The sequence below is a fragment of the Flavobacterium selenitireducens genome, assembly GCF_014748335.1.
GTDB classification, from domain to species: domain Bacteria; phylum Bacteroidota; class Bacteroidia; order Flavobacteriales; family Flavobacteriaceae; genus Flavobacterium; species Flavobacterium selenitireducens.
The window spans coordinates 1-19,000 of sequence record NZ_JAAVIY010000001.1 but is presented as its reverse complement, the minus strand read 5'-3'; the positions used below and the strand labels follow the sequence as shown (position 1 = coordinate 19,000).

Genomic DNA, 19,000 nt, shown 5'->3' with positions numbered 1-19,000 from the left:
GAAGATATTATTTTTAAAAAAAATAACCCTCGCTTTCACAAGGGTTATTTTTATTATAGGGTTTTGGCGTTCTTCGCCTTGGTATCGGTCACCGCAAGCTTTACGACTTCGCTCATTTCCTTTACGTAATGAAATTCGAGCCCATCGAGGTATTCGGCTTTGATATCGTCTATGTCCTGTTTGTTCTCATGACAAAGGATGATCTCCTTGATCCCGGCGCGCTTGGCAGCGAGTATCTTTTCTTTGATTCCGCCTACCGGAAGTACTTTTCCTCTCAAGGTAATCTCTCCCGTCATCGCGAGATGCTTTTTCACGCGTCTTTGGGTCAGAAGCGAAACAAGCGACGTCAGCATCGCGATACCGGCACTCGGGCCATCTTTTGGCGTGGCGCCTTCCGGGATATGGATGTGGATATTGTGCTTGGAAAAAATTTCGGAATCAACACCCATGAGTTCAGGATTAGCCTTGATGTATTCCAAGGCAATCGTAGCCGACTCTTTCATCACATTACCTAAATTTCCGGTTAAGCTCATCGAGCCTTTCCCTTTGGAAATCAGCGATTCTATAAACAAGATATCACCGCCGACGGAAGTCCAGGCCAATCCCGTGACCACGCCCGCTACATCGTTACTTTCGTATTTGTCGCGTTCCATGCGTGGTGCGCCGAGTATTTTTACGATGTCCTCATCGGTTACTTTTTTGTTGTATTCTTCTTCCATCGCGACCGACTTGGCGGCATTCCGGACGACTTGCGCAATCTTCCCTTCCAAACCGCGAACACCGGATTCCCGCGTATAACCTTCTACGATTTTCTCCAGCTGTTTCTTCCCGATGGTGTAATCTTTTGGCGTAAGGCCGTGCTCTTTCAACTGTTTCGGGACCAAATGCTGGCGCGCGATCTCTACTTTTTCCTCGATGGTGTAGCCCGACATCCGGATTACCTCCATACGGTCGCGCAAAGCTGGCTGAATGGCATTCATGTTATTCGAGGTAGCGATAAACATCACCTTCGACAAATTGTAGCCCATTTCGAGGAAGTTGTCGTAAAACGCATTGTTCTGCTCCGGATCGAGCACTTCGAGCAACGCTGAGGAAGGATCGCCCTGGTGGCTGTTCGACAATTTGTCGATCTCATCGAGCACGAACACCGGATTCGAGGTCGCGGCTTTCTTTATACTTTGGATGATGCGTCCCGGCATGGCGCCTATATAGGTTTTTCGGTGTCCGCGTATTTCCGCTTCATCGCGCAATCCGCCAAGGGAAATCCTGACGTATTCGCGTCCCAGCGCTTCGGCAATGGATTTTCCGATAGAGGTTTTACCCACACCGGGAGGCCCGGTCAAACACAAGATCGGCGATTTCATATCGTTTCTCAATTTGAGTACCGCCAAATATTCGATAATGCGCTTCTTAACGTCTTCCAACCCGAAATGGTCGCGATCGAGTATTTTTTGTGCGCGTTTCAAATCGAACAAATCCTGGCTGTAATGGCTCCAGGGCAATTCCAGGATCAATTCGAGATAGCCTCTCTGGATACCGAAATCTGGCGCCTGGGGATTCATGCGTTGCATTTTGGCCAATTCCTTCTCAAAATGTTGGGCAGTTTTCTCGTCCCACTTTTTGGCTTTTGCCTTTTGGCGCATTTCGTCGATTTCCTGCTCGGAGGAAACACCGCCCAATTCTTCCTGTATCGTCTTCATTTGCTGATGCAGGAAATATTCGCGCTGCTGCTGGTCGAGGTCAAAACGCGTCTTGGATTGGATGTCGTTTTTGAGCTCGAGCTTTTGCAATTCCACATTCATGTAACGCAATGTTTCGAGCGCCCTTTCTTTGAGCACGTTGATCGACAACAGGCTTTGTTTGTCGCCCACAGGCAAGTTCATGTTCGATGAGACGAAATTGATCAAAAAAGAATGGCTTTCGATATTCTTGATCGCGAACGTTGCTTCAGTAGGGATATTGGGGCTTTCCTTGACGATTTTAATTGCGAGGTCTTTTATGGAATCTACGATTGCTACGAATTCGGTATCGTGCTTGCCCGGGCGTTTTTCTTCTACTTCCTTTACGCTGGCGCGCATATAGGGTTTCTCCGCAATCATCGCGTCGATCTCGAACCGCTTTTTCCCTTGGAGGATCACCGTCACATTGCCATCGGGCATTTTAAGGACGCGAAGGATTTGGGCGACCGTACCGATTCTATGGATGTCGTTTTTGGTCGGATCCTCGTCTTCTTCGTTCTTTTGCGCGACCACGCCGATAATTTTGTTGCCGGCATTGGCATCGTTGATGAGTTTTATGGATTTGTCGCGTCCGGCCGAGATCGGGATCACGACTCCAGGAAACAATACGGTGTTTCGCAATGGCAATATCGGAAGTGAATCGGGCAGTTCTTCCCTATTCATTTCCTCCTCGTCTTCGGGAGTAAGCAGTGGTATGAGTTCGGCATCGGATTCAAAATCCTGCAATGACAAACTGTCAAATGTTAAAATCTTGTGATGTGACATGCGGTGGTAGGTGTCATGTTGACAGTCCAAAAAAACTGCCTCGATGTACAAAGATAGGTTATCAATATATTAGGAAAACGCAAAATCGACGTATGACCGATTAATTCGTTACACGATTGGTACGCCCAAAACTGTGCCATAAAAAAATCCGCGAAGTGCGGATTTTATACTTTAAAGTGCAGGCGTCGGTTTAATATGCCACATCGAAATTGCCTTGCGTGATCTGGAAGGTCGTCGATCCGCTCGTAACCGTGGCCGTAAAGGTACCTCTAATACGATCGGCGGTTTTTTGGGTAATATTGACAGCACCGGAAGTAGCGGGTCCGCCTGCTCCCGAGGTATTCATATACATGACCTGGACGTCGTCCGTTGCGATAGATCCCGTTATCGGATAATTTCCAACGGTAATATCGGACATTACAGCAACGGTAAGGTTAGCGTTTCCGCTTGGGGCCGAAATACTGATGATGTTGGTTCCACCGGATCCTGCCTCGGTCACGAAAATATCGGACGCATCGTAAGCGGCTCCATCGACATTGGCCGTGAAGGTATCGCCCGTCGGGCTTTGATCGGTATACGGAATATTGGTAAAAACGCCTTCGGTAAATTCTTTAGGCGCAACCGTCGTATTGGTAGTATCGCTCCAATAGCCTTTGAACTGGAATGTTCCGGAAATGGTTCGGGTTGTGGCGTTGACCGACGATATCGTGATCGCGCCCGTATTCTCCCCTGCATTGGCCGGATTGGTTCCCTCCCACCCGAATTCCGAGCCACCTTGCGTGAAGGCCAGGATGTTTTGGTTAGCGGCGTAAGTCCCTTCGGTCGTCCCTCCGATGATAAACCCGAAGCTGTCACCATTGGCGCGCGTCGCGGTCATGAGGATGGAGCCGCCCGAAATATAAGCTTGCGTTGCAAGGGCCGTGTATTGTACGCCATCGATCTTTACCTTGAAGGAACCGGCCTCGACAGGATCTGTAGGATCGGGGACCACAATGTTGGGATCGATCGGTTCGGTATCGCATGAGGTAAGGTTAAGTACCGATAACATGGCAAAAATGCCAATTAGGAGCTTGTTTTTCATAGTTGTTAGTTTGCGCCAAATATAGTAAATGTGCTCAAGTGGAAAGTGCCAATAGACTGAAGTTTTTACGGTTCCGGCAAAAATGTGTCGGAAAAAACCCTTTGCTATAAGACGATTTCCCGGGACTTCACCGAAAGAAAAACAAATATTGAAAAAAACAAGTTTCGCGAGCCCTTGTTATCACTGGGATTCGTTGGCACTTTTGCCCATAATGATCCTTGACTTCGAAAAAAAGTGTAACATTGGCCAACGGCATCTGTCCTTAACACAAATCAATCAAAAACTTGAGCCTAGCCAGCCACACAATCGAAGACCTCGTCTCCCTTTGCAGGAGGCGTGACCAACGTGCCCAATTTGAGGTGTACAACCGCTACTGCAGGGCGATGTACAATGTGGCTCTGAGGATCGTCAAGGACGAGCATTACGCAGAGGACGTCATGCAGGAAGGTTTCCTCAAAGCCTTTACCAAAATTGACGATTACCGTCAGGAAGTGGCTTTTGGAGCGTGGCTCAAGAAAATCATTGTGAATTACAGCATCGATTTCTATAAAAAGAACAGCCGGTTCGTCCAGGAAGATCTTGAAAAAACGTTGTACAAACTGGAAGATGGAGACTTTAAGGAAAGCGAAATGGATTTTATCCACCTCAAGGCAAATCAGGTTTTCGAAAGCATCCAAGGCCTCAAAGACAGTTACAGGATGGTACTCACCCTGTTTTTCATCGAAGGCTACGACCATGAAGAGATTACCGACATCCTCGGCATCAACTACGGCAACTGCAGGACGTTGTTGAGCCGGGCAAAAGAAAGTCTAAGAAACAAACTCCAGGAATTATGACCCTGAGACAGATTAAACAAGCAGCTATGAAAAAGGAAAATGACAGCATCGACAACCTGTTTGCCCAACTGGACGGCCAGTGGGACCTGTATGAACCGAGCCGTGGCCATTCAGGTCGCTTTCTCGACAAACAAGCCCGCAAGAAAAGCAAACCGGCCTATATGAAGCCCCTTGCGATTGCCGCCACCGTGGTCTTGCTCTTCGGATTGTTCACCTTTTACGACAAGGGGAGTTCACGTCCGCAGCAATTGGCAGAAATGTCCAAACAGACAAGGGAGACCGACTCCGTTTTTACGTCCATCATCAAATATGAAATGGCGCGCATGAAAACCAAGGATTCCGAACTCAACAAACCTATCATCCAGGATGCGCTGGTCCAACTTAAGGCGATGGATGCCGATTACGACAAAATAAAATCAGACCTGGCCAAAGGCGGTGAGAACAAGCAACTCATCCATGCGTTGGTCGCCAATCTCAAAACCCAGATTTCTTTTCTCGACAACGTGCTTTCACGACTCGAGGCAAACGAACAATTAAACACCGACAAGAATGAAAACGTTATGTAATATGGTATTGCTGCTGATGATGATTCCGTTTTTGGCCTCGGCCACAGGAATCGAAGAAGGCAAGCACAACAAGCAAAAACGCATCACAAAGGCGTACAAAGTCAATGACGATGCGGGAATCGACATCGATACCCAATTCGGGCCCGTTTTCGTCACGACCTGGGACGAGGACAAAATCGAGCTCGACATCGTAATCAAGGTAAGCGGCAACAACGAAGATTGGGTAGACAAACGCTTGAATTCCATCGATGTGGATATCAACGCCCTGGTGAACCTGGTTTCTGCAAAGACCCGTATCGGACACATTTCAGGCCGATCAGGAAATGGAAATACGATGGAGATCAACTACACGGTCAAAATTCCCAAACGCGGCTCGATGAAGGTGACCAACAAATACGGCGATGTAATTTCTACCGAAATCAACGGACCCGTGCGCCTCAACGTTCAATATGGCAATGTAAAACTGTCCCGCCTCAACAATTCCAGCAATGTGTTGGACCTTCAATATTGCGGATCGGTTTCCATCGAGAAAATAAAAGCGGGCAACATCGACGCTGATTACTCCAAACTTACCGTAGGGGATTTCGATGCGCTGACGCTCGAGACCAATTATACGGATGTCAAGGCAACCGGAGGAGGCAATCTCGTCTACGACAGCAATTACGGCAAGTTAAGTTTCGCGAAAATCAACAACATTGAGGGCAAAGGCGATTACCTTACCGTGTTCGCAGATGAATTGACGGGAAATCTCAAGATCAATGCCGACTACACGAACATCAAAGTAGCCAATGTCGGTGCTTCGGCGGGAAACATCCAAATTTCTGGCGATTACAATACGACGAGCCTCGAATACAGCAGCGCATACAATTTCGATTTTGAAATCGCCGGAAAGTATACCAACATGCGAATCGACGACGAGCTTACCATCAATTCAAAAATTGAAAACAACCGCGACAAAATCTACAAAGGCCACAACAGAAAGGCCGGAGGAAAAAAAATACAGGTATTGGGTCAATATGGCAACGTAACCCTGAAAAGCAATCGTTAAACCGGCGCAAGCCATAAATCATCAATCAAATTATGAAAAAACTCATTCTCTCAGGACTTTTGGCCATATCAGGTCTTTCCTCAGCTCAAACTTCCACAAAGATAAATGTGGCAAGCTATGACGAAATCGCGGTTTCGGGCCCGTATATCGTGGAGCTCTTCGACGGAACCGAAGGCGAAATCCAGCTTTCCGGTGAACAGGCAGACGTCGAGAACGTCCAAATTACATCAGATGGCGGCAACCTCGTCATCAAACCAAGGAAGAAAGTCAGGCTCAGGCACCAACCGGTAAGAATCATGATTCCGTTCAAGGAAATCACGGAAGTCGCACTGGCGGGTTCGGGAAGCATCACCTCCAAAGACAAGATCAGCGCCAATGAATTCGAGGTGGCGCTTTCAGGCTCCGGATTGATCGACCTAAATCTCGAAACGAAGCAATTGGAGGCGGTGGTTGCCGGTTCCGGTACGATAAAACTTGAAGGACGGGCCAAAAATGCCGAAGCCAACCTTTCGGGATCCGGGAAAATCCTTGCTTTCCAGTTGCAAAGCTCCGTGATGGACGCCAATATTTCAGGGTCGGGCCATTGTGAAGTTCACTGTTCCGATGAGCTCAAAGCGCGCATTTCCGGATCAGGCAACATCGAATACAAGGGCAGTCCACAAAAAGAAGATACCAAAGTGTCCGGTTCAGGCCGCATCAAAAAATCCTAAGTCATGAAAACGATACTGGCAACAATTGCCGCCTTGCTGATTGTTTCGGCAAGCGTGGCCGGACCTTCATTGAAAGTCCGCAAGGTAAAAACGGGTACCTATGACCGCATCATGGTTTCGGGCGACTTTACCGTGAAGTTGGTTGAAGGAACAGAAGGGGCGATTTTTATCGAAGGCGACCGCATCGACGTCAATCATCTCAATGTCCTTACCGAAGGCAATATATTGCGCATCTATCCCAAAAAGAACTTTCGCGATTGGTGTGGCGACATGAAAAACCTCACGGTGGTCGTCCCGGTGGAAAATCTTGAAGAGATCATACTGGCGGGAACCGGAAAAATCGTTTCGGAAGTCGCCTTGAAAGCCAACCGGTTCAAAACGCAGCTTTCCGGCAGCGGGGAAATCGCCATTGAGGTGCAAACCAATGAAACGGAAGTCTTCCTCAGCGGATCCGGCAAGATAAAGCTCAGCGGGAGCACAGGCCGGCTTTATTCAAACATCAATGGAGATGGCGACCTGCAAGCCTATGCCCTACAGTCGGCTACGACCCAAGCCACGATTATAGGATCGGGAGTTTGTGAAGTCAACTCGACCGAAACCCTAAATGCTCAAATCGCAGGATCAGGACGCATCAGTTACACGGGGAATCCGAAAATCGAACAGCAGACCATCATCGGAACGGGCCTTATTGCGGCTAGGCAATAAATCCTTTTGATTTACGAAGTAAGTTGAAAGTTAGCGCGGACGCCTTATCTTGATTGGATAGGGCGTCCTTTTTTTAATATCCATTTGTTCGATTGAGTGCTTACAAGGAACGTTCTGTTGACTTTGGGATGCGCATCAGCAACACGATCCCGATGATAAAAAACGCGGCGAGGAACATGATCGAATAGCGAGGGCCCCAATATTGGTCGATCACGCCATATACGATCATTCCAATGACGATTCCGATTTTTTCGGCTACGTCGTAGAAACTGAAGAACGAAGCCGTGTCGTCGGTTTTCGGGAGCAGTTTGGAATAGGTCGAACGCGAAAGCGATTGGATGCCACCCATGACGAGGCCGACAAACGATGCCATTACGTAAAATTCGACAGGCTGGTCGATAACGTAAGCCCCAACGCACAATATTACCCAGAACACGTTGATGCCGATAAGAACCGGGATATTCCCAAACTTCGACGAGGCGCGTGAGGTCAGGAAAGCCCCGAGCACGGCCACCAGTTGAATCAGCAAAATGCAAATGATCAACCCTAGCGTGCTTTGTTTTTCGGACTCCCATTTGATTTCCTGGGCTCCGAAATAGGTCGCGACGAGCATGACGGTCTGCACGGCCATGCTGTAAACGAAAAACCCGCCGAGGTAGCGTTTAAGCCTGACGTTTTCCCCGAGTTGTCCCCAAACTTTTCGAAGTTCCCTGAATCCATTGAAGACGACCGACTTGGTCAATTTCCCCGAGTTCGAGTTCCCTTTCGGAAGATAAGCATAGGTATATTGGCTGAAGCCGATCCACCAGAGGCCTACCGCGATGAACGAAATCCGCATGGCAGTATCGCGGGCCTCGTCTTCGGAACCGGAAATTCCAAAAACGGACGGGAACATCACCATGGCCAAATTGACCACAAGCAACAAAACGCTCCCGATATAACCGAGCGAATACCCTTTTGCGCTGATGGCGTCCTGTTGCTCCTCGAACGCAATATCAGGCAGATACGAATTGTAGAACACGAGGCTTCCCCAAAATCCTACCAGCCCGAAAAAATAGCAGATCAGGCCGATGTAGATGGAATCAAGGTTGAACCAATACAATCCTATACACGAAAACGCACCCAAATAGTTGAAGAAACGCATGAACATCTTTTTATTGCCGACATAGTCCGCGATGCCCGACAACAATGGCGAAAGCACCGCCACCAACAGGAACGACGCGGCCGTAATAAAGCTGATCAATGCCGTGCTCTTGAGGTACATGCCAAAAATCGTCAGGTAGCCGCTTCTCAACTCAAAAAGCGAGTTGTAAAAAATCGGGAAGATGGCCGATGCTATCGTAAGTGAATACACCGAATTGGCCCAATCGTAGAATGCCCATGCATTGAGCAGTTTTTTGTCACCTTTTTGAAGTTGGCTCATAAACGCGGTTTTTGTCTATAAAAAAAGCTGCCCGTTTGGACAGCTCGAATATAATGGAAATTGTCAAATGTCAAACCATCTTCCAACACCACCTACGCATTATTGATAACTAAGTATCAATTAAACTTAACGCCCAGTTTCGACGCTTCGGATTTGGCCTGGGGCGCAAGCTTCTTGATATTGGCTATACGCGTAGCGTCAGACGGGTGCGTACTCAGGATTTCAGGGGTGGAACCTCCGCCGGACTGTGCCGACATGCGCTGCCAAAATGTAATGGCGTTATCCGGATTATAACCGGCGATGGCCATCAGCGTAAGCCCGATCTGGTCAGCTTCACTCTCGTGGCTGCGACTAAACGGCAACATTACGCCTACCTGGGATCCTATCCCGTAATATTGTTGGAACATTTCCTGTCGCTCGGCACTCTGGCCGCTTGTTGCGAGCGCCAGACCAGCCGCCCCGATCGCTTGCGCCTGGGATGCGCTCATACGTTGGGCGCCGTGATTGGCCAGCGCGTGGGCGACTTCATGCCCCATTACGGTCGCAAGCCCTGCTTCGTCTTTGGTCACGGGTAAAATTCCGTTATAGACGACGATTTTGCCGCCGGGCATGCACCAGGCGTTGATCGCTTTGTCGTCTACGAGTTTATATTCCCATTTGTAACCCTCGAGCAAGTTGCTGAGGCCCTTGGATGCGTAATATTTTTCGGCAGCCTGGCGGATCTTGACTCCGACGCGCTCCACCATTTGCGATTGAGCCGTTCCCGTAATGACTTTATTTTGGGAGAGAAATGTGTTGTATTCGGCGAATGCCGCAGGAAACAATTGTTCGTTAGAAACGATATTGAACTCTTTTTTACCCGTGATCGGATTTGTCGAACAGGCTGTTGACAGTAGAAGCACGGAGGCGGCGAGCAAAATTTTGTTTTTCATGGCTAAGGATTTTAACAGCGTAAAGTTATTTTAAAATGGTAAAATCCATTTATAGGATTGGTCGGATTTTTTGCATTTATCGTCGCTTGGCGTCGGTTCATTCGCCGATGATGTGAATCTCCGAAAACTCTTTTTCCAAAATCAGCGATGTTCCGTCGAACGATATAGTCTCCAGGTTCCGTCTTTCGTTGTCAACATATATGTTTTTTACCTTGAACGGCAACCCGTGAAGGTTGATGCGGAAGGTAGAATACGCAGTATCGAATTTACCTTCTTTGAACTGTTGGATCACAAGCTGGTTTTCCTTTCCGTTCAACGTGAACGACAATAAGCTGAACCGCCCTTTGTTGTAGTCGTATCCATCCTGGGCATCTTCATATAGGAAAGAACGCTCCTTGCCCAACTTAAAGTAAACTTCTAAGGTAACCTGCTCAATCTCCTTTTCCCCAACAAATTGCTGAACGGGATATTTTGGAATGATCGCGCCTTCCTTCACAAACAACGGAATCTGGTCGTAATCGGTAGCCACCCAGATTTCCCGCTTGCCCGTCACGACTTCATCCGTCCAGTAATTGTACCAATTGCCCGACGGGATATACATGCGACGTCCCTGTGAGTTCGGCTCGAGTATCGGACAAACCAGGATGTTTTCGCCAAAAATAAACTCGTCCGTGCGATAATGGGTTTGCGGATCTTCCTGATCGAAATACACCAAAGGTTTGAGCATGGGCACGGCATCGTTGATGTAATTCCAGAACATCGTATAGAGATAGGGCAATAATTCATAGCGCAGGGAAACAAACTTTCTCGTGATGTGCACTACTTCGTCATCGAAAGACCAAGGTTCCTGATCGCCGTGATCGCCTGAGGAATGCGTCCGACAGAACGGATGGAATACGCCAAGCTGTATCCAGCGTGCATACAATTCTCCCGACGGCTGTTCGGCAAAACCGCCAATGTCCGATCCGGTAAAGCCCATACCCGAGATCGACATGCGCTGCATTTGTATGTTGGCGATCCACAAATGCTCCCAGCTTGCTACATTGTCCCCTGTCCAGGAACTTGTATAACGTTGCGCTCCCGAATAGGCCGATCGGGTAATGATAAAGGGTCGCTTGGGATACGCAAACCGCTTGACGCCTTCATAAGTGGCGCGCGCCATTTGGGTTCCGTAAATATTATGCGCTTTCCGGTGCGAACACGGATGCCCGTCGTAATCGTGACGCACGTCCATTGGGAAGGTTTTGCCGGGAACTTCCATTACGGCAGGTTCGTTCATGTCATTCCAGACGCCCTTCACTCCTATTTCGCCTATCAATTCCTTGAACAATCCGGCCCACCACTCGCGCACCTCGGGATTCGTATAGTCCGGGAAGTTGCATTCCCCTGGCCAGACTTTGCCTTTCATATACGGGCCGTCGGCTCTTTTGCAGAAATAATCGTTGGCGATCGCCTCGTTATAAACCGAATAATTCTTGTCGATCTTGATGCCGGGATCGATGATGACTACTGTTTTGAACCCGTCTTCGGCCAGTTCTGAAACCATCTTTTTCGGATCCGGGAAATGCGTTTTGTTCCAGGTAAAGCAGCGGAATCCATCCATATAATCGATGTCGAGATAGATCGCATCGCAGGGAATTTGCAGTTCGCGGAATTTCGAGGCGACTTCCCTTACTTTCGATTCCGGGTAATAGCTCCATTTGCATTGATGATATCCAAGCGTCCACAACGGAGGAAGTTCGGGTTTGCCCGTCAAGTGGGTGTAAGTGGTGACGACCTCGTCCATTTTTGGGCCGTAAATGAAATAGTAGTTCATTTCGCCACCTTCTGCCCAGAAGCTTGTCACGCCACGCCTTTCCTGGGCAAAATCAAAAAATGTCCGAAATGTGTTGTCGAAGAAAATGCCGTAAGCCGTCTTTTGATGCAATCCGATGTAAAACGGAACGACTTTGTAAAGCGGCTCCTGATCTTTGTGGAACGCATACTGGTCGGTAGCCCAGTTTTCGATGCGCTTGCCTTTGAGGTTCAAATGGGTAGGTTTGTCGCCCATCCCGTAGTAGGATTCACCTTCACGTGACGCCAGGCTCATCTTGACGATGTTGCCGCCCCAATGGTAGCTCTCCTCCCAATGAAATCCGATCTCTTCGTCCAACAGCACTTCTCCGTGCAAATCATAGATGGTTTTGTGCATATCCGATTTGCGGATCTTCAGCAAAATTTTACTGGTCTGTATCTCGAAATGCTCGTCCTTCTCTGAAAAGACCAACTCGTTATAGCCGTGGGACTGGCTTTTATCTATCGCATACGAAAAATCCGGGCTGAAATATCCTTTTGTCGTGTAGCGAAAACGCACCATGCTATCGCGAAGTACCGTCACCTGGAGGATTACGTCGTTATCGGTATGAAAAAAAACGGTGTCGGTTTCCTTGTTGAACGATAGGATGCGGGACGGATAAATGTCTCCTTTGTATTCTAATTCGGTATTGGTAATCATCGATGGACAGTTTGAGGTAGGGCTCCAAACGTACAAAAAAGACAAGGGTATATCAATATTTTACACTTATTTCTACGAGAACGTTTTCGGTTTGTTAATAAATTGATAACTTAACTGTTACAATAAAATAAATCGGAAATAGCCGCGTTTTTTCGTCCTATTGATGTCCCAATCGCCCACCACTATGAAGATACCTATTGCCGTCAACAATTTTAGGCGCAACCTCATGCAGACGCTGACCAGGAATGTCGGACGTGATACCGTTGCCGCCTGGCCCGTCGAAAAGCCTATAAAAAGGATCTTGGTTTGCCGCCCGAACCACCGCTTGGGCAACCAATTATTGTTGACGCCGCTTATTGACGACATCGCTGCCACTTTTCCAGCCGCCAAGGTGGATCTCTTCGTAAAAGGAGGTCTGTCCAATGCGATCTTCACCAATTTCAATACCGTCGACACGATCATCGGTTTGCCCAAAAAGCCGTTCTCACACCTGTTCCGCTATTTTGGGTGCTGGCTTCGGTTGCGATTCAGGCGTTATGACATCGCGATCAACGTCGATCCGAAATCGTCTTCCGGAAAACTTTCGACAAAATTCTCGAGGGCACGCGTAAAATTCTATGGGCAACCGGCTTTTGTCCAATATCCCGACGGGCGCCATATCGCCAAATTACCGGTTTACAACTTCCGCAACCTTGTCACGCGCATGGGGATTGAAATTCCGCACCGCGAAATCGCACCGCTCGACCTTAAATTGTCCGATGCGGAGCGGCAGCACGGTAAGGATCTGCTGGACGCGATGTTTTCAAACGACAAGAAAACGATTTGCGTGTTCACCTACGCGACCGGTCGCAAATGCTATTGCGAAGGTTGGTGGGGAAAATTTTACGAGCAGCTCAAGGCACGTTATGTGGATTACAACATTTTGGAGATTTTGCCAGCCGAAAACGTTTCCCAAATCGGGTTCAAGGCCAAAACGTTTTACAGTAACGACATAAGGGAAATCGCATCCGTGATCGCCTCTACACAGGCGTTCGTAGGCGCAGACAGTGGAATCATGCACCTGGCGAGCGCATCCCACACGCCGACGTTGGGGCTTTTTTCGGTAACCGACCTTGGAAAATACGAACCGTTCAACAAAGGAAGCATCGGTCTTGACACGCGCAACACGCATCCACGAGAATGGTTCGTCATGCTCAACCGTATGCTCGCAGCCTGATCACTTAAATTTAAACACCGCGATTCCGAGAGGCGGCAGGATGACTTCCGCCGAAAAATGGCGGCCATTCCATGGAGAATCCGCGATTTCTATTGCTTCCGAGTTCAGGTTTTCGCTTCCGCCATACCCTTTTTTATCGCTGTTGAAGATTTCGATAAGCGAACCGCCTTTAGGTAAACCGATGCGGTAATTAGCGCGAAGTTCCGGTGTAAAATTGCATGTGACCACTACATAATCTTTGGGATCATTGCCTTTCCGGATATAGCTGATGACACAATTTTGAGTGTCGGAATAGTTGATCCATTCAAAACTGCTTTCTTCAAATTGCTTTTCGAACAGCGCAGGTTCCGAACGATAAAGCGCGTTCAGGTCTTTTACCAGGCGCTTAATCCCTTTATGTGAGTCGTGCTGGAGCAGGTGCCAATCGAGGCTGCTGTCGAATTTCCACTCTTCGCTTTGGCCGAATTCGCAGCCCATAAAAAGCAGTTTGGCACCGGGATGCGTGAACATGTATCCGTAAAGCAGCCGCAAATTGGCAAAGCGTTGCCAGTCGTCTCCAGGCATGCGTCCTAAAATGGTGCGTTTTCCGTAGACTACTTCATCATGAGAGAGCGGCAACATGAAATTTTCCGTGAAGGCATACGTCATCGAAAACGTGATGTCATTTTGATGATATGACCGATAAATCGGCTCTTTTTCAAAGTAATGCAACGTGTCGTGCATCCAGCCCATCATCCATTTCATGCCGAAACCCAAACCGCCTTGATAGGTCGGGCGCGAAACCATGGGGAACGAAGTACTTTCCTCGGCTATCGTCTGGACGCCGTCGAAGTTGGCATACACGGCTTCGTTAAAATCCCTGAGGAATGAAATCGTCTCGAGATTTTCCCGACCTCCGTGAACATTCGGCTCCCATTCGCCGTCGTTTCTGGAGTAATCGAGATATAGCATGGACGCGACGGCGTCGACCCTGAGCCCGTCGACATGATAATATTGCAACCAGAATATAGCGTTCGATATCAGGAAAGAGCGCACCTCATTTCGGCCATAATTGAAAATCAAGGATTTCCAGTCCGGGTGATAACCTTTGCGGATATCGGGATGTTCGTAGAGATGGGAGCCATCGAAAAATCCGAGGCCGTGCGCATCCGAAGGGAAATGGGACGGCACCCAGTCGAGGATCACGCCGATGCCTGCAATGTGCAATTTGTCGATGAGATACATCAGTTCCTGTGGTTTGCCGAAGCGGGAAGTCGGGGCGAAATAGCCCACCAACTGATAGCCCCACGAGGGATCGTAAGGATATTCCATGACCGGCATGAATTCGACGTGGGTAAAACCCATCTCTTTCACATAATCGACGAGCTGGTCGGCCAGTTCCATGTAAGTAAGAAAGCGTTTTTGCGCTACTTCCCGCCTCCAAGATCCCAAATGGACTTCATAAACCGAAATAGGGCGATCGAGTTGATTGTTTACCGCCCGCGTTCCCATCCAGGTTTGATCTTTCCATTTGTAATTCAGGTTCCAAACTACGGAAGCCGTGTTAGGCGGCCTTTCGCAAAAAAATGCAAATGGATCGGATTTTTCAGTGGCGACTCCATGGTTGTGGGATTGGATTTTGTACTTGTACAACGCCCCTTTTTGGATTCCCGGGATAAATCCTTCCCAAATTCCCGACTCGTCCCAGCGTACATAAAGCGTGTGCTCGTTCTGGGTCCAATAATTGAAATCCCCTATCACGCAGACGGATTTGGCCGACGGAGCCCAAACCGCAAAATAAGTTCCGCTGACGCCGTCGACATCGACGAGATGTGCGCCTAATTTTTCGTGAAGCTGGAAGTGCTTGCCGGCTTTAAAAAGGCTGATGTCGAAATCGGTCAATAAACTATAAGGCTGTACGTTGTTCATGTTTTGGCGTGTTTACCGAAATCGACGTTCGATGTCAAATAAGGCGTATAGTTTCGATAAGACTGGTAGCAGAGAGGAATCGGCGATCGGCCAGTCCGATGGAATTTAAGTATAATTTATGCATTTAAATTTATCGAAAAATAAGCCCTTGTCATAACTTGCGGTAAAATTTAGTGATATGTCAAAAAAGTCCAAGAAGCGCTCGAATTCATTGCAGATTCCTAGGATAATCATATACACCGCTACTTTTTTACAGGCGATTGCGCCGAAGTTACTGACTAAGTTTGCCGCGCGGTTGTTCACGACGCCCATTCGTCACAAAATTCCGAAACGCGAACTCGAAATGGAAGCCAACAGCCGACAGGCATCGCTGTTCGTACCTTCCCTTTCGAAAGAAATCATAACGTATGAATTCGGAACATCGGAAAAAAAAATATTGCTGGTGCACGGTTGGTCAGGACGCGGAACACAATTGGTAAAAATTGCAGAGCGTCTCCTTGAAAATGGCTATAGTATCGTAAGTTTTGATGCTCCGGCTCATGGCAAATCACCGGGCCACACGACATTGATGACGGAATTCATTGCCGCGATCCTGGAAGTAGAGAAACGGTTCGGGCCTTTTGAGGCGGCCGTCGGACACTCGCTAGGCGGTATGTCGCTGCTCAATGCAGTCAAACGCGGACTTGCCATCGACCGACTCGTAATCATCGGAAGCGGCGATAAAGTGAGCGATATTTTGCGTGATTTCGTGCATCGGTTACGCGTCAGGCAAAAACTTGCCGACAATTTGCGTCGCTACTTCGAGGCAAGGTTCTCCAATGAAACCATGGAAAGTTATTCCGCGTATATAGCGGCAAAAGAGGTAAGCATTCCGGTCTTGGTAATTCACGACAACGACGATGCCGAAGTTCCTGCCGAGTGCGCCATTCACATCCATAAACACCTGAAAAACGGCGAACTGCTGCTCACAAAAGGGCTCGGACATCGCAAAATACTTGGCGATCCTGGAGTTATCGAAAGGACTGTTGACTTTTTAAAAAAAACAACTACATGAAAAAATTGATGATATTGCTATTGCTGACGGTGGTGTATTCGTGCCAGTCGCAGCGCAAAGAGGAAGTCACGACGTCGAGCACGACCGCGTCGAAAGGGAAGATCCTGAAAACAGAAGCACAATGGAAAAAAGAGCTTTCAGCCGAACAATACCGGGTGCTTCGTGAAAAAGGAACCGAGATGCCGCACACTGGAGAATACGTCAACACGTTCGAGAAAGGCTACTACGCCTGTGCAGCCTGCGGAAACAAACTATTCGATTCTGAATCGAAATTTAAATCCGATTGCGGATGGCCGTCATTCGACACCGCCATTAAAGGATCGGTCGACTATCATCAGGACAACACACTTGGAATGTCGCGTACCGAGGTGACGTGCGCCAAATGCGGCGGCCACCTGGGTCACGTCTTCGACGACGGGCCACAGGAAACTACGGGCCAGCGCTATTGCACCAACTCCGTAAGTGTCAAATTCATCCCACAAAAAAAATAAACACCAACACAACCCACAACAACACAACATGAATTACAAAGTAGAAAAAAGCGAGGATGACTGGCGGGACGAGCTCGGCCTTGAGCGCTATCGCATCCTGCGTCAAAAAGAAACCGAATTCCCGCACTCCGGGAAATACAACCTGCATTTTGAAAAGGGAACATACGTTTGCGGCGCCTGTATGGAGCCCTTGTTTGAAAGCGATTCTAAATTCAATTCCCATTGTGGATGGCCTTCATTCGACGAAGCGATCCCGGGTAAGATCGAGTATATAAAGGACACCTCACACGGAATGGTCAGGACAGAAATCGTCTGTGCCAATTGCGGAAGCCATCTCGGCCATGTTTTTGACGACGGTCCTACCGAAACCGGTCAGCGCTATTGTGTCAATTCGCTCTCGGTAGATTTCAAAGAGTAAAAAGGCGGAGTAAATCTCCGCCCTTTTTTTAGTTTTTTAGCACTTTTATCGTTTGGCTCGCCCCGGTTTCTGATTCTATCTTTAAATAATAAATACCGTTTGGAACATTTCCGAGCGAAATTTCGGCTCCTTTTCCGGACGTTATTTCCCGCCCTATCGCATCAAAAACGGTAATCGTTCGGATAGGGCGATCTGTCGCTACATTGAATTTGCCCGACGAAGGATTCGGATAGACCGTAGCTGAATTTCGATTAAACGACGCCACACCCAACGACTCGCCAAATACGTTGATCGCGAAAACGGCCAACGACTGGTAGTCTCCTGAGGGTGCGTAGTTGAAACTTACGCCGGTAATTGTCTTCGATTGGTTTTCGGCCAGGATGTCGATTTTCTTTTCAAAAAGCTTGCACGCACCCAATTCCGAAAATTCATTCAATTGTGCCCATTGGGTTACTCCGGCACCAATCCGTCCCAATCCGCTAAGCGCTATTCCGGTATTTCCACCGACCCAGTCGTAGGCAATCTGGTTATTGGACACTTGCGTGGTTCCGTCAGCAAAATGAATGGTTACCCCTACGTTGTTCGCCTGTGCTTCTGTGGCCACCCATAAAATGTAAACGGAATTTGCCGTGTATCCGGACGCAAAATTCAGCATTCCGGAAGCCGTCGTCAACGGGCGCAACAGCAGTGCGTTCGGGGCGTTATAATCCGAGAGTTGGTACGTCAGGCCGGAAGTTACAGCACTTTGCACCTGTCCGTTAGCCGGAAGTCCTCCTCCCACCGCCGCGGCCGATGCTCCATTATACGGTGTCGACGGAACAAAATCGGCAGAATAATATTCATTGGAATAGTCAATCGTCTCAGTGGTCGTGGCGTTTGCCTGGCCACTTCCGTTAGCAACGACATCGTGGTTGAATCCGGTTAGCGACACCGAATGATATGCGGCTGCTACAACACCAGGCAATGGCTGCTGCTGCAAACACAAATCAAATTCCGCAATATTTTTAGCATTTAAACCACAAGTCGTAGTGACGATAATGAGAATTGATGCGTAATCGTAGATTTTCTTCATAAATAGTTGTGTTTTGGTTAAGATGGAATGTCATAAAAATAACAAAAACGACGCTATTTCGATTTAATTTTTTTGGGGATGGATATATGCCCGGATTTTGGCATCGGATTTTGCAGTTTTGGCGTGCCGGCGGCGTCTTCACAAGCACATCAAGTGGAAGAAGCGGTTGGGCCGCCGTCGGGCTGTCCGCTGTATCTTTTGCCAAACCGCAAAGGTTCAGCCTCTTTTTCGTCGCTTTTTCGGGTAAAAACCTTTGAGGTTAGGCAAAAGGATGCCGCTTCCATCCCTCAAGCAACCCGTCCGGATGCGCCACAAGAAGTTGGCGGTCATTTTTCTACAAAAAATCCTTTTGTTTGCCATGCCCGTTCGCGCTGACAACGCTCCCGTCACATTTGGAGCAACCGTATAAAACAAAAAACCCTTCCTGTTTCCGGGAAGGGTTTCTAAAAGAAAGGCAGCGACATACTCTCCCACAAAATTGCAGTACCATCTGCGCAGGCGGGCTTAACTACTCTGTTCGGGATGGGAAGAGGTGAGCCCCG

At 48.3% G+C, this 19,000-nt stretch carries 17 protein-coding genes and 1 rRNA gene; 10 read left to right on the top strand and 8 right to left on the bottom strand.

The window, feature by feature from the left end:
* Positions 1-53 precede the first annotated feature (53 nt).
* Positions 54-2,504: an endopeptidase La gene (lon, locus tag HC229_RS00090; RefSeq protein ID WP_191018407.1), complete on the bottom strand. Its 2,451-nt coding sequence runs from the start codon at positions 2,502-2,504 to the stop codon at positions 54-56.
* 190 nt (positions 2,505-2,694) lie between these two features.
* Positions 2,695-3,585: a DUF6252 family protein gene (locus tag HC229_RS00085; protein WP_191018406.1), complete on the bottom strand. Its 891-nt coding sequence runs from the start codon at positions 3,583-3,585 to the stop codon at positions 2,695-2,697.
* A 284-nt stretch (positions 3,586-3,869) separates the two neighbouring features.
* Between HC229_RS00085 and HC229_RS00080 the strand changes: the two genes are divergently transcribed.
* Genes HC229_RS00080 through HC229_RS00060 form a run of 5 tightly spaced genes read left to right on the top strand, consistent with a single transcriptional unit; the run spans position 3,870 to position 7,450 of the window.
* Positions 3,870-4,421, top strand: a complete 552-nt coding sequence (locus tag HC229_RS00080) for an RNA polymerase sigma factor (protein ID WP_191018405.1) — start codon at positions 3,870-3,872, stop codon at positions 4,419-4,421.
* 26 nt (positions 4,422-4,447) lie between these two features.
* Positions 4,448-4,987 carry an anti-sigma factor gene (locus HC229_RS00075; protein ID WP_191018404.1) on the top strand — a complete coding sequence of 180 codons (540 nt, stop codon included), beginning with the start codon at positions 4,448-4,450 and terminating at the stop codon, positions 4,985-4,987.
* The gene (locus tag HC229_RS00070; protein ID WP_191018403.1) at positions 4,971-6,035 is read left to right on the top strand and encodes a hypothetical protein; all 1,065 of its coding nucleotides are present in this window, start codon (positions 4,971-4,973) and stop codon (positions 6,033-6,035) included. Before HC229_RS00075 ends, HC229_RS00070 begins: the two co-directional genes overlap by 17 nt.
* A 32-nt stretch (positions 6,036-6,067) precedes the next feature.
* On the top strand, positions 6,068-6,745 hold the full coding sequence (locus HC229_RS00065; protein ID WP_191018402.1) for a head GIN domain-containing protein: 678 nt from the start codon (positions 6,068-6,070) through the stop codon (positions 6,743-6,745).
* 3 nt (positions 6,746-6,748) lie between these two features.
* Entirely contained in the window at positions 6,749-7,450 is a 702-nt protein-coding gene (locus HC229_RS00060) for a head GIN domain-containing protein (protein ID WP_191018401.1), read from the top strand.
* A gap of 100 nt (positions 7,451-7,550) precedes the next feature.
* On the opposite strand, the gene HC229_RS00055 is transcribed toward HC229_RS00060, so the two are convergent.
* The 3 genes from HC229_RS00055 to HC229_RS00045 form a co-directional block, all read right to left on the bottom strand.
* On the bottom strand, positions 7,551-8,873 hold the full coding sequence (locus HC229_RS00055) for an MFS transporter (protein ID WP_191018400.1): 1,323 nt from the start codon (positions 8,871-8,873) through the stop codon (positions 7,551-7,553).
* Between the two features lie 116 nt (positions 8,874-8,989).
* Positions 8,990-9,805 carry a M48 family metallopeptidase gene (locus tag HC229_RS00050; protein WP_191018399.1) on the bottom strand — a complete coding sequence of 272 codons (816 nt, stop codon included), beginning with the start codon at positions 9,803-9,805 and terminating at the stop codon, positions 8,990-8,992.
* Positions 9,806-9,902: 97 nt separating this feature from the next.
* Positions 9,903-12,299 carry a glycoside hydrolase family 31 protein gene (locus HC229_RS00045; protein WP_191018398.1) on the bottom strand — a complete coding sequence of 799 codons (2,397 nt, stop codon included), beginning with the start codon at positions 12,297-12,299 and terminating at the stop codon, positions 9,903-9,905.
* 184 nt (positions 12,300-12,483) lie between these two features.
* On the opposite strand from HC229_RS00045, the gene HC229_RS00040 reads away from it, so the two are divergent.
* On the top strand, positions 12,484-13,515 hold the full coding sequence (locus HC229_RS00040; RefSeq protein WP_223845475.1) for a glycosyltransferase family 9 protein: 1,032 nt from the start codon (positions 12,484-12,486) through the stop codon (positions 13,513-13,515).
* Here the strand turns inward: HC229_RS00040 and glgB are convergent, their stop codons facing one another.
* A complete protein-coding gene (gene glgB, locus HC229_RS00035; RefSeq protein ID WP_191018397.1) occupies positions 13,516-15,423 on the bottom strand; it encodes a 1,4-alpha-glucan branching protein GlgB in 1,908 nt (635 codons plus the stop codon).
* 178 nt (positions 15,424-15,601) lie between these two features.
* Here glgB and HC229_RS00030 point away from each other — a divergent pair, with 178 nt between their 5' ends.
* Genes HC229_RS00030 through msrB (HC229_RS00020) form a run of 3 tightly spaced genes read left to right on the top strand, consistent with a single transcriptional unit; the run spans position 15,602 to position 17,386 of the window.
* On the top strand, positions 15,602-16,477 hold the full coding sequence (locus HC229_RS00030; protein ID WP_191018396.1) for an alpha/beta fold hydrolase: 876 nt from the start codon (positions 15,602-15,604) through the stop codon (positions 16,475-16,477).
* Entirely contained in the window at positions 16,474-16,968 is a 495-nt protein-coding gene (gene msrB / locus HC229_RS00025) for a peptide-methionine (R)-S-oxide reductase MsrB (protein ID WP_191018395.1), read from the top strand. Before HC229_RS00030 ends, msrB (HC229_RS00025) begins: the two co-directional genes overlap by 4 nt.
* Before the next feature lie 28 nt (positions 16,969-16,996).
* The gene (gene msrB / locus HC229_RS00020) at positions 16,997-17,386 is read left to right on the top strand and encodes a peptide-methionine (R)-S-oxide reductase MsrB (protein WP_191018394.1); all 390 of its coding nucleotides are present in this window, start codon (positions 16,997-16,999) and stop codon (positions 17,384-17,386) included.
* A 28-nt stretch (positions 17,387-17,414) separates the two neighbouring features.
* On the opposite strand, the gene HC229_RS00015 is transcribed toward msrB (HC229_RS00020), so the two are convergent.
* On the bottom strand, positions 17,415-18,458 hold the full coding sequence (locus HC229_RS00015; RefSeq protein ID WP_191018393.1) for a T9SS type A sorting domain-containing protein: 1,044 nt from the start codon (positions 18,456-18,458) through the stop codon (positions 17,415-17,417).
* Between the two features lie 78 nt (positions 18,459-18,536).
* On the opposite strand from HC229_RS00015, the gene HC229_RS00010 reads away from it, so the two are divergent.
* Positions 18,537-18,833, top strand: a complete 297-nt coding sequence (locus HC229_RS00010; RefSeq protein WP_191018392.1) for a hypothetical protein — start codon at positions 18,537-18,539, stop codon at positions 18,831-18,833.
* A gap of 74 nt (positions 18,834-18,907) precedes the next feature.
* Here HC229_RS00010 and rrf read toward each other — a convergent pair.
* A 5S ribosomal RNA gene (gene rrf, locus HC229_RS00005) occupies positions 18,908-19,000 on the bottom strand; the annotation flags it as partial.

Coding starts and splice junctions, on each gene's coding strand:
- lon (WP_191018407.1), bottom strand. CDS start 2,504: ATGTCACATCACAAGATTTTAACATTTGACAGTTTGTCATTGCAGGAT.
- HC229_RS00085 (WP_191018406.1), bottom strand. CDS start 3,585: ATGAAAAACAAGCTCCTAATTGGCATTTTTGCCATGTTATCGGTACTT.
- HC229_RS00075 (WP_191018404.1), top strand. CDS start 4,448: ATGAAAAAGGAAAATGACAGCATCGACAACCTGTTTGCCCAACTGGAC.
- HC229_RS00070 (WP_191018403.1), top strand. CDS start 4,971: ATGAAAACGTTATGTAATATGGTATTGCTGCTGATGATGATTCCGTTT.
- HC229_RS00065 (WP_191018402.1), top strand. CDS start 6,068: ATGAAAAAACTCATTCTCTCAGGACTTTTGGCCATATCAGGTCTTTCC.
- HC229_RS00060 (WP_191018401.1), top strand. CDS start 6,749: ATGAAAACGATACTGGCAACAATTGCCGCCTTGCTGATTGTTTCGGCA.
- HC229_RS00055 (WP_191018400.1), bottom strand. CDS start 8,873: ATGAGCCAACTTCAAAAAGGTGACAAAAAACTGCTCAATGCATGGGCA.
- HC229_RS00050 (WP_191018399.1), bottom strand. CDS start 9,805: ATGAAAAACAAAATTTTGCTCGCCGCCTCCGTGCTTCTACTGTCAACA.
- HC229_RS00045 (WP_191018398.1), bottom strand. CDS start 12,299: ATGATTACCAATACCGAATTAGAATACAAAGGAGACATTTATCCGTCC.
- HC229_RS00040 (WP_223845475.1), top strand. CDS start 12,484: ATGAAGATACCTATTGCCGTCAACAATTTTAGGCGCAACCTCATGCAG.
- glgB (WP_191018397.1), bottom strand. CDS start 15,423: ATGAACAACGTACAGCCTTATAGTTTATTGACCGATTTCGACATCAGC.
- HC229_RS00030 (WP_191018396.1), top strand. CDS start 15,602: ATGTCAAAAAAGTCCAAGAAGCGCTCGAATTCATTGCAGATTCCTAGG.
- msrB (WP_191018395.1), top strand. CDS start 16,474: ATGAAAAAATTGATGATATTGCTATTGCTGACGGTGGTGTATTCGTGC.
- msrB (WP_191018394.1), top strand. CDS start 16,997: ATGAATTACAAAGTAGAAAAAAGCGAGGATGACTGGCGGGACGAGCTC.
- HC229_RS00015 (WP_191018393.1), bottom strand. CDS start 18,458: ATGAAGAAAATCTACGATTACGCATCAATTCTCATTATCGTCACTACG.
- HC229_RS00010 (WP_191018392.1), top strand. CDS start 18,537: ATGGATATATGCCCGGATTTTGGCATCGGATTTTGCAGTTTTGGCGTG.